This is a genomic window from Nocardia wallacei, assembly GCF_029868745.1.
Classification (GTDB): domain Bacteria; phylum Actinomycetota; class Actinomycetes; order Mycobacteriales; family Mycobacteriaceae; genus Nocardia; species Nocardia wallacei_B.
This window is the reverse complement of sequence record NZ_JARWOP010000114.1, coordinates 1-13,850: the sequence shown is the minus strand read 5'-3', so window position 1 is coordinate 13,850 and position 13,850 is coordinate 1. Positions and strand designations below refer to the sequence as shown.

Below are 13,850 nucleotides of genomic sequence, written 5' to 3'. Positions count from 1 at the left end.
CTCAGGCGGCGGCGGGGGCGTCGTCGGCGACGGCCAGCTGGCCGGCGACCTTGCTGCCCAGTCCGCGCAGGGACAGTCCCCGGCCGAGTTCGAGTGCGGAGATCTTGATGTCCAGCGCCTTCTCGGTGCGGGCGCCGAACTCCATGGCCATCAGCGAGTCCATGCCGAGATCGGTGACCGGCTCGTCGATGTTGATGGTCTCGGCCGCCACCCCGAGCACCACCGCGAGCTGGTCGGCGAGGCGCTGGGCGACGAAGTCGGCGCGCTGTTCGGCGGGCAGGGCGAGGATGTCGTGGCGCAGGGTGCTACCCCCGCCGCCGCCGACCCCGGCCGCCGCGAGCAGTTCCCGGAAGCGCACCGTCTCGACCGACGGCCGGGCCCCGCGCGACCACACCTCCCAGTCGATGTCGGCGATCACCGCCTGGGCAGTGTCCAGCGACAGGCATTCCCGCAGCAGCGCGGTCGCCCGGTCCATGTCCAAGGGCAGGAAGCCGAGCATCTTGACGTAGTCGACCAGCGCCTCGCTGCCGTCGGCCATGCCGCCGCCGCTCATGAAACCCCAGTTCACCGCCAGCCCCGCGAGGCCGCGCCGATGGCGGTCGGCCGCGAGCGCGTCGAGCGCGGAATTGGCTGCGGCATAACCGATTTGCGGCGTGATGCAGCCCAGCGCGCTGATCGAGGAGTAGAGCACGAACAGGTCCAGTTCGATGCCCGCGGCCGCGGTGGCCCGGTCGAGATTCTCCGCGCCCCGCACCTTCGTGAACAGGGCGCGCAACGAGTCGCGGGTGATCTGCGGGACGGGCAGGTTGTCGACCACACCGGCCGCGTGGAAGATGCCGCGCAGCGGCGCCGGTCCGGACTGACAGCGGGCGACCAGGTCGGCGACGGCGGCGTACTCGGAGATGTCCAGCCGTTCCGGCACGACGTCGACACCGGCCGCGGCGAATTCGGCGAGCTGCGCGCGGGCCCGGGACGTCGTCGCGCCGCCGCGCCCGGCGAGAATCAGCCGCCGTGCTCCCGCCCGCACCAGCCAGCGCGCCGTCGCGAGACCGAAACCGCCGAACCCGCCGGTGACCAGATAGCTCGCGCCGGGATCGATGCGCGGATGGTCGATGCGCGGCCGCACCCGCGGACGTTGCTCGCGCAGGTCCAGCACCACCCGCCCGATCTGGTCGGCCCGGGCCACCGATTCGAAGGCCGCGGCCAGTTCGGACACCGGATACGCCTGGTACGGCAGGTAGGGGTAGGTGCCCTCGCGCAGCCGCTGCTGCGCGACACGCAAGGGGGCGCGCAGGATTTCGGGATCGTGGGCCATGGCGCGGTCCATGTCCACGGCGAAGAAGGTGAGGTTGTGGTCGAACGGGCCCAGGTCGAGGACGCCGCCGTCGTAGATGTCGGCCTTGCCGATGTCGACGATGCGGCCGAACTCCGCCGCCACCCGGAAGTTCTGTTGCAGGATCTCGCCCGGCGCGGAGCTGTAGACGACGTCCACGCCGCGCCCGCCGGTGAGCCGGGCGATGTCGTCGACGAATCCGGCAGACCGCGAATTCAGCACGTCGCGCACGCCGAGCTGCCGCACGAATTCGCGCCGCTGCTCGGTACCGGCCGTGGCGATCACCTCGGCCCCGATGTCCAGCGCCACCTGCACCGCCGCCATGCCCATGCCGCCGGCCGCGCCGTGGATCAGCACGGTCTCGCCGGGCCGCAGCCGGGCCAGGGTGCGCAGCCCGAATTCGGCCGTCAGATACGGCAATCCGGAGCCGCAGGTGAGCGGGTCGTACGGTTCGTCCGGCCGCAGCGGGTGCGGGAGGGTGGCGCCGGCGTCCACCGGCATCGTCACGTACCGGCGCAGGATGTCACGGGCGCACACCATCATCCGATCGCCGACGGCCACCTGTGTCACACCCGGCCCGACGCGCGCGACGATCCCGGAGCCCTCCATGCCGACGGTCATCCCGAAATACGTGTCGCCCAGCTCCTTTTCGGTGAGGACGCCGATGACCTTCATGGCGTCCTTGTAGTTGAGCCCGACCGTCTCCATCCGGAGTTCGACCTCGCCCGGACCGGGCGCGACCCGATCGCTTTCGCGCAGGCCCAGATCCGACATCAGCCGCGACTGCGGGACCTCGAGTTCGAAGGAGCGCTCCGGATCGCGCAGCGGTGCGGCCTGCGCGCGCCGGTCCAGATGGGACCGCAGGCCCTGATCGATCCGCACGGCCCAGTGCTGCTCGCCCCGGACGGCGATCTCATCGGCCGCATCGTCGGCGAAAAGTATTGCGACATCGGGTATTTCGCCGGTGTCGCGGAGATCCACCAGCCGCCACGCGACGGCGGGTTGCTCGTTGCGCAGCGCCCGGCGGGCGCCGATCAGCGCGGCGTGCGACGCCCGGACCGCGGAGTCGCCGGGCGGGCACAGCGCCTGCTCGGTCACGACGACGCCCCGGACCTGTGCCGCCGGATGGTCGGCGCGTAACTCGTCGACGGCGTGAGCGACCCGCACCAGGCCGTAGACGTTGTCGGCGTCGCCGAGGTCGTCGCCCAGCACCACCAGCACCCGGATCCGCTCGCCCGCCGGTGCGTCCGCGCCGGAACGCAATGCCCGGCGCAGCAACTCGTCGGTGGCGGGCGCTGGCGGATCGGCCAGCGCCACCGGTCGGTAATCCAGGTCGCCGAGCAGCTCGGCGGCGCGCTCGGTCGCGCCGGAGCCCACGGCGACCGCCACGATCGCCTCGTCCGGCCGGGCCGCGGTGTCCGGCCGGGCGTCCAGGGTCTGCCAGACCTGTTGGTAAAACACCCGATCCAGTTGCCTGGTGATATCCGTCGCCGCGGCCACCGGCCGGAATTCGACCCCGAGCAGCCGCAGGGCCACCGTGCCGTGCTCGTCGACGAGCGCGATATCCGCGCGCAGCGGATCGGCGCCGCGCCGGGTCACCAGGGCCCGCGGGCGCGCCGGGAGCGGTCCGAGCAGGCGGACGCCCGCGATGGCGGCGGGCACCACCGCGGCCTCGCCGTCCTCTCCGGCGGCGAGGGCCGCGACGCATTGCAGCGCGGCGTCCACCAGCGCCGGATGGGCCAGGTGCCGGTGCCCCGGCTGGTCGGCCGCCGACAGTGACGCCAGCACGGCCTCGTCGCCCACCACCGCCGAGACGATGCGCTGGAAGGCCGGTCCGTACTCGAGTCCGCGAGCGGCCAAGGCGCGGTACAGGTCCGGGCCCGCCACCGCGGCGGCGTCCGGCGGTGCGGACACCTCCTCGACCGCGGGTTCGAACCCGGCCTCGATCAGCCGCCCGCGCGCGTTGAGGGTCCAGTTCTCGGCCGTGGCGGAGCGGGAGCGGATCAGGAACCGGCGAGTCGACTCCTCGACGGTGATCCGCAGTACCGGCACGTCGTGCTCGTCGACGACCAGCGGCGCGACGAACTCCACCGACTCCAGCCCGACGCTGGCGCGGCCGGTGCGCTGCACCGCGGCGCTGAGCGCGGCGTCGAGGTAGGCGGCCCCGGGGAGGACGACGTGGCCCTCCACCACATGGTCACGCAGCCACGGGAAGCTCGAAATCGACAGCTGCACTTCCCATTCCGACGACGCCGAGGATGTCGCGTCGCCCAGCATCGCGGGTCCGTCCGGCGTGCCGATCCGGTCGAGCACGGTGATCGGCTCGTCCTGCCACAGGTACCGGCGCTGCCAGGGGTAGGCCGGGAGGTCCAGGTGCGGCGCCACCGATTCCGAGCGTCCGGGTATGCCGGTCCCGCCCAGAGCGCCGGCGGCGTACAGATCCGCCACGGCGCGCCGCACATTGTGGTGGTCGCGCAGATCCCGCGACAATGTGGCGACCGAGGTGCCGATCACTCCCCGTTGGATCAGCATCTCGCGAATGTTGCCGCCCAGCACGGGATGCGGGCCCACCTCGAGGAACACCCGGTGCCCGGCGTCGACCAGGGCGCCGATGGCGTCGGCGAAACGGACCGGCTCGCGCACGTTGCGGCACCAGTAGTCGCCGGTCCAGGTCTGGCCCGGGATCTCCGACGCGGTCACGGTGGAGTAGGTGGTGAGCTTCGCGTCGCGCGGGGCGAGATCGGCCAGTGCGCCGCGCAATTCGCCGAGGATCGGGTCCATGAGATGGCTGTGGTAGGGCACCTCCACCCGCAGTGCGCGCGCGAAGGTTCCGGTCGAGGCCAGGAGGTCGCGCAGCATCTCGAGGTCGTCGCGGTCACCGGCCAGGGTGACCGAACTCGGGCTGTTGATCGCGGCGACCGAGATGCCCGCGGTGTTCGCGAGCATGGCGCGGGCGTCGGCCTCGGACATGCCGACGGCGAGCATCCCGCCGGTCCCCGCGGTGGTGGCCTGCAGCCGGGCGCGGTGATAGGCGACGGTGAGCGCGTCGCGCAGCGACAGCGCGCCGGAGACGTAGGCCGCCGCGACCTCCCCGACGCTGTGGCCGACGACCGCCGCCGGATGAATTCCGTACTCGGCCAGCTCGGCGGTGAGCGCCACCTGCACCAGGAAGTTGGCCGGCTGCGCGTAGGCGGTCCGCATGATCCGGGACTGCGCCTCGTCGGCCAGGAGCTCCGCCACGATCGACCAGCCGGCGATCGCGGTGAACTCCTGGTCTATCTCGCGCGCCACCCGCGCGAAAGTGCTGTCGCTGGTGAGTAGTTCGCGTCCCATGCCCCACCACTGCGGGCCCATGCCGCTGAAGACGAACACCGGCTCCGCCGCGCCCTCCCCGATGATCCGGGTCGGCGCCCGGCCGTCGCCGGCGGCGTAGGCGGTCAGTTGCGCCCGCAGGTCGGCGTCGTCCTCGTAGGCGAATCCGGCGCGCAGCGGGTGGTGGGCGCGGCGCGTCCACGCCGCGGCCGTCACCGTCGCGGCGGAGTGCTCGTCCAGCGTGGCGGCGAACCGGCCGGCCAGTTCGCGGACCGCGGCCTCGCTGCGACCGGAGACGGGCAGCATTCGCGGCGCCGGGCGCTGCTCGGGCACGGCCGCCGGGCGCGGCGCCTCGACCAGGATGGCGTGGGCATTGGTGCCGCCGTAGCCGAATCCGTTGATGGCCACCACGCCGGTGCCGGGCTCCCCGGGCAGCGGCTCCGGCCGCAGCGGCACCCGTAGTCGGAGATCGTCGAACGCGATGGCGGGATTCGGCGTCTCCAGCGAACTCTGCGGCGCCACGGTGCGGTGGTGCAGCGTGAGCGCCGCCTTGATGAGCCCCGCGACCCCGGCCGCGGCCTCGGTGTGGCCGAAGTTGTTCTTCACCGAGCCGACCGCCACCGGCTCGGTGCGCCCGTCCACGGCGCCGTACACCGCGCCCAGCGCCGCGAGCTCGATCGGGTCGCCGACGGCGGTGCCGGTGCCGTGCGCCTCCAGGTAGCTCACCTCGTGCCCGGCGATGCCCGCGTCCTCCCGCACCTGTCGCGCGAGCTGTTCCTGCGCAACGGGATTGGGGACCGGGATGGCCGCGGTGCGCCCGTCCTGGTTCACGCCGGTGGCCCGGATGACCGCGTAGATGCGGTCGCCGTCGCGCAGCGCCAGGTCCACCGGCTTGAGCAGCACGGCGCCCGCGCCCTCGGCCCGGCCGTAACCGTCGGCGGCGGCGTCGAACGACTTGCAGCGCCCGTCGGCCGAGAGGAACCGGCCCTTGCACATGGAGATGAACGTCTCCGGTTGCAGCAGCGCGTTGGCGCCCCCGGTCACCGCCATCTCGCACTCCCCGTGGGTGATGGCCTGCACGGCCAGATGCGTGGCGACCAGCGACGACGAGCACGCCGTGTCGACGGTCAGGCTGGGGCCGTGCAGGTCCAGCAGGTAGGAGATGCGGTTGGACAGCAGCGTGTGCGAGGAACTCATCGCGGTGTGGCTGGTGATGGCCGGACGGACCAGCGGCCCGCTGCGGCCGAGCGCGTTGTCGAGAATGAACCCGCCGATGTAGACGCCGACCGCGTGCCCGGCCACCCGGCCCGCCATCCCCGCGTCGTCGAGCGCCTCCCAGGTCACCTCGAGCAGCAGCCGCTGCTGCGGATCCAGGATGGCGGCCTCGCGCTGTGCGATCCCGAAGAAGTCGGCATCGAAGTCCCACAGGGACTGGGTGAGGAAGCCGCCGCGGCGGGTGTACATGCGGCCCGGCGCGTCCGGGTCGGGGTCGTAGTACTTCTCGGTACTCCAGCGATCCGCGGGCACGTCCACGATGCCGTCGCCCTTGTCCAGCAGGAATTTCCAGTAACCGTCGGGGTCCGAAATGCCACCGGGAAAACGGCAGCCGATACCCACGATTGCAATGTCGACCATTGTTTCTCCTGGTCAGCCGAAATGCGAAAGACTGTGCCGGAAATATTTCCGGTACCATCGAATTCAAAGCATCGATGCTTTCCGGAACAGCCTATTGTGAACTCGGTGAGAACGTCAATTGTTGTGTGTCACAACCGCTTCGCGCGGCGTAGTACGGAAATCAGGGCGGCATTCGAGAACATGCCGTTCAGTAATTTCGGGTGAATTGCGCTGAGGTTCATGAGAACCGCATAGCGCAGCCCGTGGTCTCGCCATTCCGCAAGCTGATCCACAATTTCGTCCGGTGTGCCGACGAGACAGAATTCGCGCACCAGCGACCGGGGGACACGATCGATGTATTCCAGCGTGGTGCGCTCGTCGAGCACCTGCGGCAGCAGGTCCTGCAACCCCGTGAACCCGGCGCCCAGCGGGTGATCCACGCCGTGCCGCGCCCACATCTCCGCGGGCGCGCACAGCGTGAGCGCGCGGGCGCCCACGCTGTCGGTGAGCGCGTCCACGTCGGCGGCGCGCGTGGCGGTCAGGACGCTGAATACCGCGGCCGCGCCGACCGCCGCCGGATCGCGGCCCGCGTCCGAGGCCGCCGATCGCACGGTCTCCAGGCGTTGCCGATACTCCTTGGGGCGCTGGGCGAAACCCGGGAACCACACGTCGGCGTAGCGACCGGCGGCGCGCAGCATCCGCGGGCCGCCCGCGGCCACCCAGATCTCCGGCCGGGTGCCCCGATACGGCGGGATGTCGAACACGGCGTCGCGCAGCGGGAAATGCGCCGAGTCCCGAGACACCAAGCGGCCGTGCGAATCCCACAGCGCCCGGATGGTGGCCAGCGCCTCCTCGAACCGCGCGACCGGCGTGCGCCAGTCGACGCCGTAGGGCTCGTTGTTGTCGCGGATGCCCGTGCCGATCCCGAGAATCGCGCGGCCGCGGCTCAAATGCTGCAGCGTGGCCGCGGCCTGCGCGGTCACCGCCGGATTGCGGCGACCGGCATCGGTGACCCCGACCCCGAGCCGCAATCGGGCGAAGCGGTTCTGCGCGGCCAGATAGCCCAGCGCGGTCCACGGTTCGTAGATGCCGTCCGCGTGCGGCGCGAGCCGGGTGATGCCGACATGCTCCGGCCGCCAGATCGACGCCGGGAGGATCGACGGCAGATGATCGGTCACCCACAGCGAATCCGCCCCGCCCGCCACCGCGACCGAGCGGCTGCCGCGGAACTGCAGATCGGGCGAGAATCGGGTGTACACACCGGAATCCATGACGCCGGTTCGGAATTTCACCATGTCGCCTACTTCGCTCGGTCGGGTACGGGCACGGGTGGGGCGCTGCCCTCGGGCAGGCCGATGCGCCGGTGCAGGCGGGCGAGCCGGGGTGGCGCCCACCAGTTCGCGGCGCCCAGCAGCCGCATCAGCGCGGGCGCGAGCACGCCGCGAATGAGGGTGGCGTCGGTCAGCACCGCCAGGGCCAGGCCGAGCCCGAACAGCTGGATGAACGACACGTGCGCGGTCACCATGCCGGCGAACGCGATCGCCATCAGGCACGCGGCCGCGGTGAACACCCGGGCCGTGCGCGCCACCCCGAGCGCGACGGCGCGGGTGTTGTCGCCGCGATCCAGCCACTCCTCGCGAATCCGGGACAGCAGGAACACCTCGTAGTCCATCGAGACGCCGAAGGCCAGGCAGAACATCAGGATCGGCATGGTCGGCACCAGGTATCCGGTCGGGGTGAAGCCGAACAGCCCGGACAGGTGGCCCTCCTGGAAGATCCACACCATGGCCCCGAACGTCGCCGCCAGGGACAGCACGTTGAGCAGCAGCGCCTTGAGCGGCAGCAGCAGGCTCCCGGTGAAGACGAACAGCACCACCAGCGTGGCCAGGGCGATCACCGCCGCCGCGAACGGCAGCCGGGCCGAAAGCGCGTGCAGCGCATCGACATTCTCGGCCGCCGCGCCGCCGAACCGTGCCGGCGCGGGCGCCGCCACCGCGCGGACCCGATCCAGCTGGTCGATACCGGCGCCGCTGTACGGGTCGAGGCGGGTGCCGATCCGCAGATACGTTCCGGCCTCGGTGGCCGTGCCGGGCAGGGCCGACGCGACCCGGCTGCCGTTGGCGTAGGTGCCCGCGGCCGAGGCGACCGTGGTGACGTCGCCGACGCGGGACAGCCGGGCGGCGTACTCGCCGAGCGGTGCGCCGGAACCGGGAAAGCCGGGGAGTACCACGATGATCGCGGCGGTCGCGTCCTCCGCGAAATCGGTCCGCAGCGCGTCGCCGACGGTGTGGCTGGACGCACCGGCGATGACCCGGTCGTCGGCGGCTCCGAACCGGATCGACAGGAACGGCCAGCCCAGCACCAGCAGCAGCGCGATCACGGCGGTCGCGGCGAGCACCGGGCGGCGCATGACCGCGTGGGTCAGCCGGTACCACCCGGTGTCGGCCGGATCGGGCACGATCGGCAGCGGACGGCGCGACAGGCGGCGCAGCGGGGCCCGCACATCCAGCAGATCGACCCGCGGGCCGAGCAGGGTGAGCGCGGCGGGCACCAGCAGCAGGGTCGTGAACACCGCGGCGGCGAGCACCGCCAGCCCGGCGTAGGCCAGCGAGCGCAGGAAATACAGCGGGAAGACCAGCAGCGTCGAGAGCGACAGCGCCACAACGACACCGGAGAACAGGACGGTCCGGCCCGCGGTGCGCGCGGTGCGCAGCACGGCCGCGGCGGTGTCGTGCCCGGCGGCGAGTTCCTCGCGGAACCGGCTGACCATGAACAGGCTCGAGTCGATGGCGACGGCGAAGCCGAGCGCGGTCATCATATTCAGCGCGAAGATCGACACCTCGCCCGTCTCGGCCAGCAACCGCAGGATGGGCAGCGTCGCGAAGATGGTGAACACGCCCACGGCCAGCGGGATCAGCGACGCGACCACGCTGCCGAACACGACCATCAGGGCGAGCGCGGTGAGCGGCACGGCGATCGCCTCGGTGACGAGGAGATCCTTCACGATCACATCGCTCATCTGGTCCAGCGCCACGGCCTGGCCACCGGCCTCGACCGTGACGCCGTCGCGCTCGCCGATCAGGGGCTCGGTGATCTCGCCCGCCCGTCGCGGCGCGTCGGTGTCGTCGCCGGTGACGTGGGCCAGGATCAGCCCGCTGTGCCCGTCTCCGCCGCGCAGCGCCTGCTTCAGATCGGCCGGCACCGTCCAGTACGACTCGACGGCGTCGATGTCGTGCCGGGCGCGCAGTTCGCCGGTCAGCCGGGCGCCGGCCGAACGCGCCGCGGGACTTTCGATTCCCTCCGGTGCGTCGATCAGCAGCACGATATTCGGCGCCGCGCTCGGAAAGCTCTTGTTCAGCAGCGCGGAAACCTCGGCCGATTCGGTGCCGGGTGGTGCGAAGCCGCCGGTTTTCAAATGCGCGGGCGCGGACCAGCCGACGGCGACGCAGAGAATTCCGATGAGCAATGCGCCGTACAGCACAGCCCTCGGCCGATTCGACGCGAATCGCGCAACACCAGCAAGCATGAGCGAATACCTTAGGCCCAATGTGCGGTCGGGCGAATTGTGTTCGGCGGCACCGGGTCTGCCGCGGCGGCGTCGATCCGGCCGGCCAGGATGCGCCATTCCTGTGCATTGCGATTCGCCAATTCCGCGACCGCGGCCGTGAGATGCGGAGGGACCGTGGTGGCGAGCGTCGTCCAGACCTCGCGCTGGATGGAATGGGTGTGCAGCCAGCGCAGCAGGGCCCGGCCCTGCTGGCTGAGCCGCATGGCCGGATCGCGGGTGAGCTGCTGCAGGATCGCCGCGGTGCCGTCCGCCTGCGCGGCGATGTCGGTGTCCTCGCCGATCGCGTTCTCGCGCAATTTCTTCCGGATGGCGTGCGCGGTGCTGATCGACACCTCGGCGGCCGCGGCCAGGGAGCGCAGCGGCATGTCGGGGGAGTCGGCGAGCAGGTCGGCGACCCGCTGCCGCCGCTGGGCGGAATCGAGCGGGCGGCGGCGGCCGTCGGCCCCGACCCGGGTGTTCGACTGCGGAAGTTCGGCGGTCGAACGGTGGCGAATGCTCGCGACGGTCTTGGCGGCCAGTCCGGTGGTGTGCGCGATGGCCCGGTCGGACAGGTCCGGCATCGTCTCGATGAGGCGCTCGGCGGCGGCCTTCCGATCCGACAGCGTCAGGGGCAGGCCGTGTGCGGTGTTCAGCTCGACGCCGCGGCGGAAGGCCTCGGCGGTGCTGCCGTCGAAGAAGACGACCTCGATCCACTCCCGCCCCTGCGCCCGCGCCGCGCGCAGCCGGTGCATGCCGTCGATGACGCGCATTGTGCTGCGGTGCACCAGGATCGGCGGCAACGGCGATTCGCTCTCGGCCAACCGCGCGATATGCTGACGATCCTCCCCGTTCGAGCGCGGCGAATCCGCCGGCAGCAGCTGCTCGATCGGAACCTGGTAGTGCGCGTTCGACGAGAGTGGAACTACGTCACCCTGTGCGACTGTGCGTTCGGCGGACATGAGACACCCCCACGGGTCGTCATGAATCGGACCGGTCCTCGATGACCGACGGTCGAATCGGAGGCGCTCGAGCGCCTGGTGACCGATCGGTCACAGCGTAGGCGGGTGGGATTGATGACACTAGGCTTTTCAGGTCGAGTGGGGAGAATGAGACACCATGGGAGTCATTACCGAGGCCGGCCGTACCGCCCTGCTCATCGCGGGCACTGTGGTGGCCGAACGTGAAGGGCTGCACCGTCTCTCGATCAACGCGGTGGTCGAAGAGGCGGGCATGGCAAAGGGCACCTTCTACAACCATTTCGTCAATCGCCGCAGCTATGTCATCGCCCTGCACCGCCGGTTCTTCGACGGCCTGGCGCAGCAGGTGGGTGCGGCCCTGGCGGGCGCCGCGCCGGGCGTGGAGCGGATCGCTCCGAGCATCGACGCCTTCCTGGACGCGTGCCTGACCGCGCGCGGCACGGAGGCGTTCATGGTGCAGGCGCGCACGGATCCGGATCTGCGCGAGGAGATCCGGGTCCGGCACGAGCGATTCATTGCGGTCGGGGTGCCCGATATGGCGGCCGCCGGGTGGCCCGACCCGGCGGCCGTGGCCCGGATGAAGGTCGCCATGGTCTCCGAGATCTGCCTCGCCGAGATCGGCGAGCGCCGCCCCCGCCGCGATCTGCGCGCCGCCGCGGTCCGGTTGCTCACCGCCAACGCGGGCCGCGCGCTGGACAGCGCGAGTACCTGACGCGCGCTAGCTCGCCGGCAGGACCAGGCCCGCCGAGCCGGTCATGTGAGGCCCGGACGTGCGGGGCCGAAAGTCATTTCGTGGCAGTCGCCGGGGGTGGAAAACGCTGCGCCACATACTCGATGAGAGAGGCGGCCCAGGCGTCGAGTTGCCGGTCACCGTCCGCGGCGGTGGCCGCCGTCGGGTCGCCGAGCACGCCGTCGGCGCTGACGGACGCCACGCCGCCGCGACGCAAGCGGTCGATGAGGTTCGGCAGTGGATCGGTGTTGCCGCGCGCCGCGTGCCGCATGGACACGGCGTCGGGCCGGAGCCGGAGCATGACGGAGGTCTCCGCGTGCCCGGCGTGGCTGTCGTCCGCTCGGCCCGAGGGCGACCAGGCAAGCACGTGACGCCCCTCCGAACGCAACGTCCGCACGGCAGCACGCAGCGGAACCAGATTCCCGCCGTGCCCGTTGACCAGCACCACCCCGGCGAAACGATCGGCCCCACGGACGAGTTCGACCACCAGCAGCTCGAGCGCCGCCTGCCCGATCGACAGGGTCCCGGCGAAATCGGCATGCTCCCCACTGGACCCGTACGGGACCGCGGGACCGACCACCACCTCCGGCACGGCCTCCGCCAGCCGACGGCACAACTCACCCGCGATCGCCGTATCGGTCCCCAACGGCAGATGCGGCCCATGCTGCTCGGTCGCCCCCAACGGCACCGCCAACAACATGCGACCCGCCCGCTCGGCCAGCACCGGCGACCGGAGATCCGCCAGATTCGTCACAACCGCCCCGCCCGTTCACAGCGAATCCAGAGCAGCAGCACCGGGTTTCGGCGTGTGTCCCCAGTGAGCGTGCAACTGATGCCGTCGAGGTTGATCATCGCGTTGCCAACCGTTTGCGCCGGGTTCGACGTGGCCCGGGGCACAAGGATGTGGTGTGTAGTTTGGGTTCGAGGTGGAGTGGGTCGTGGGGGAACGTCATGGCTGGGCTGTCTGTGTGCGGCGGATTCGTGGCAGCAGGGGGATGAGGGTGCGGTGTCGTAGGCACCCTGCCCAGACGCCGAGACCGTAGGCGAGGTCGTCCGCCAAACGTAGTGTGACGTCGGTGTTTTCGAGGAGGGATTCGGCGGCGGCGAGGGCTGCGGCGGCGCGTAGTACGCGCCTGCCGCGTGCGGTGCAGAGCGCGAGCGGCCACCAGGTGCGGCGCACGGTGTCGGCGAGCTGTCGGGCGAGCCGCAGTTGGCCCGTGGCGGCGAGTGACACGGCCGCCGCCCTCGGTACGTCGCGGCGGCGTAGCCGGTGCGCCGAGCGCGCGACATTCAGCGCCGCCGGGACGACCGCCGCCGCGAAATGGCCGGAGAGCAGCAACGCGGCCGCGGCGGCGGCGTCGGCCGGAAGTTGTGCCGCCGGAAGCAGTTCGGGATGCCTGCGCGCGAGCGGAGCGGCCGAGGTGCCGTAGGAGAAGCGCTGCCGCAGAAACGCGCCGAAGCTGCCCCGGGGCTCGTGGTGCACGATCGACAGCGGTTGATACCGCACCGAGTGGCCCGCCGCGACCAACCGCCAGATCAGGTCGACATCCTCGCCGAACCGCAGCGACTCGTCGAAACCGCCCACCGCGCACAGTGTCTCGGTCCGCACGACGAGCGCCGCGGTGGGAACGTACCGGACTCGCCCATCCGGCCGGACCGCCGCCGGATCGGGTCCCATATCGAGCGCCGAGCGCCGCGCCTCGTAGTGCCCGACCGGACCGCCCCGCAGCGACCGCACACGCGGCGCGACGGCCGCCACGGCCGGGTCCTCGAACAACGGGACGACACGGTCCAGCCACCCCGGCGCGGGAACGACATCGGAGTCGAGAAAAGCCACCAACGGTGTAATAGCCCGCCGCCACCCCGCATTACGCGCAGCGGCCGGACCACGCGCGTGCTCATGGCGAACCAGCGTCATCCCCGCATCATCGAGCACCTTTCCCCGGGAGCCGTCGTCGACGACGATCCGGGTGGCGATTTCACTGGTCGCGGCGAGCAGCCGGGTCAGGCCGTGCGAGTTATTGCGGACCGGAACGACCAGTGTCACAACGGATGTGGAGGAGGGGGTGGGGTCGGTGGAGGGGTGTACGATTCCGGCGTCGAGGAGTGTGCGGGCCAGCGCGCGGGCGGGGGCGGCGGGTGGGACGGGTTCGCCGGTGAGCCAGGTATCGAGCAGCCGGGTGCCCGCGGCGCCCAGTCGCAGCAGCCGGGTCGGTGACCCGCCGAGCAGGAGCCGACCGTCCGCGAAGCGCCGGACACCGGGATCCAGCCGCACCCTCATGGCATGAATCCCCCGTCGGCATGAACGACACTGCCTGTGACACAGGCGGATTCGGG

Annotated in this window: 7 protein-coding genes; 1 reads left to right on the top strand and 6 read right to left on the bottom strand. The window is 71.5% G+C overall.

Annotation, left to right across the window (positions count from 1 at the left end):
- Position 1: 1 nt before the first annotated feature.
- The 4 genes from QH470_RS08615 to QH470_RS08600 all read right to left on the bottom strand — a co-directional run bounded on the left by QH470_RS08615 (position 2) and on the right by QH470_RS08600 (position 10,765).
- Complete coding sequence (locus tag QH470_RS08615; protein WP_280271748.1) at positions 2-6,280, bottom strand: type I polyketide synthase; 6,279 nt, start codon at positions 6,278-6,280, stop codon at positions 2-4.
- A 128-nt stretch (positions 6,281-6,408) separates the two neighbouring features.
- Positions 6,409-7,554, bottom strand: a complete 1,146-nt coding sequence (locus tag QH470_RS08610) for an LLM class flavin-dependent oxidoreductase (RefSeq protein WP_280271747.1) — start codon at positions 7,552-7,554, stop codon at positions 6,409-6,411.
- 5 nt (positions 7,555-7,559) lie between these two features.
- Complete coding sequence (locus tag QH470_RS08605) at positions 7,560-9,785, bottom strand: MMPL family transporter (protein WP_280271746.1); 2,226 nt, start codon at positions 9,783-9,785, stop codon at positions 7,560-7,562.
- An 11-nt stretch (positions 9,786-9,796) separates the two neighbouring features.
- The gene (locus tag QH470_RS08600) at positions 9,797-10,765 is read right to left on the bottom strand and encodes a ParB N-terminal domain-containing protein (RefSeq protein ID WP_280271745.1); all 969 of its coding nucleotides are present in this window, start codon (positions 10,763-10,765) and stop codon (positions 9,797-9,799) included.
- 157 nt (positions 10,766-10,922) lie between these two features.
- Here QH470_RS08600 and QH470_RS08595 point away from each other — a divergent pair, with 157 nt between their 5' ends.
- Positions 10,923-11,495 carry a TetR/AcrR family transcriptional regulator gene (locus tag QH470_RS08595; protein WP_280271744.1) on the top strand — a complete coding sequence of 191 codons (573 nt, stop codon included), beginning with the start codon at positions 10,923-10,925 and terminating at the stop codon, positions 11,493-11,495.
- Positions 11,496-11,568: 73 nt separating this feature from the next.
- Here QH470_RS08595 and mftE read toward each other — a convergent pair whose 3' ends face one another.
- The gene (gene mftE, locus QH470_RS08590; RefSeq protein WP_280271743.1) at positions 11,569-12,267 is read right to left on the bottom strand and encodes a mycofactocin biosynthesis peptidyl-dipeptidase MftE; all 699 of its coding nucleotides are present in this window, start codon (positions 12,265-12,267) and stop codon (positions 11,569-11,571) included.
- 195 nt (positions 12,268-12,462) lie between these two features.
- Positions 12,463-13,794, bottom strand: a complete 1,332-nt coding sequence (gene mftF, locus QH470_RS08585; RefSeq protein WP_280271742.1) for a mycofactocin biosynthesis glycosyltransferase MftF — start codon at positions 13,792-13,794, stop codon at positions 12,463-12,465.
- Positions 13,795-13,850 lie beyond the last annotated feature (56 nt).

Bases quoted from the DNA above. Each gene is read 5' to 3' on its own strand.
- QH470_RS08615 (WP_280271748.1), bottom strand. From the start codon at position 6,280: ATGGTCGACATTGCAATCGTGGGTATCGGCTGCCGTTTTCCCGGTGGC.
- QH470_RS08610 (WP_280271747.1), bottom strand. From the start codon at position 7,554: ATGGTGAAATTCCGAACCGGCGTCATGGATTCCGGTGTGTACACCCGA.
- QH470_RS08605 (WP_280271746.1), bottom strand. From the start codon at position 9,785: ATGCTTGCTGGTGTTGCGCGATTCGCGTCGAATCGGCCGAGGGCTGTG.
- QH470_RS08600 (WP_280271745.1), bottom strand. From the start codon at position 10,765: ATGTCCGCCGAACGCACAGTCGCACAGGGTGACGTAGTTCCACTCTCG.
- QH470_RS08595 (WP_280271744.1), top strand. From the start codon at position 10,923: ATGGGAGTCATTACCGAGGCCGGCCGTACCGCCCTGCTCATCGCGGGC.
- mftF (WP_280271742.1), bottom strand. From the start codon at position 13,794: ATGAGGGTGCGGCTGGATCCCGGTGTCCGGCGCTTCGCGGACGGTCGG.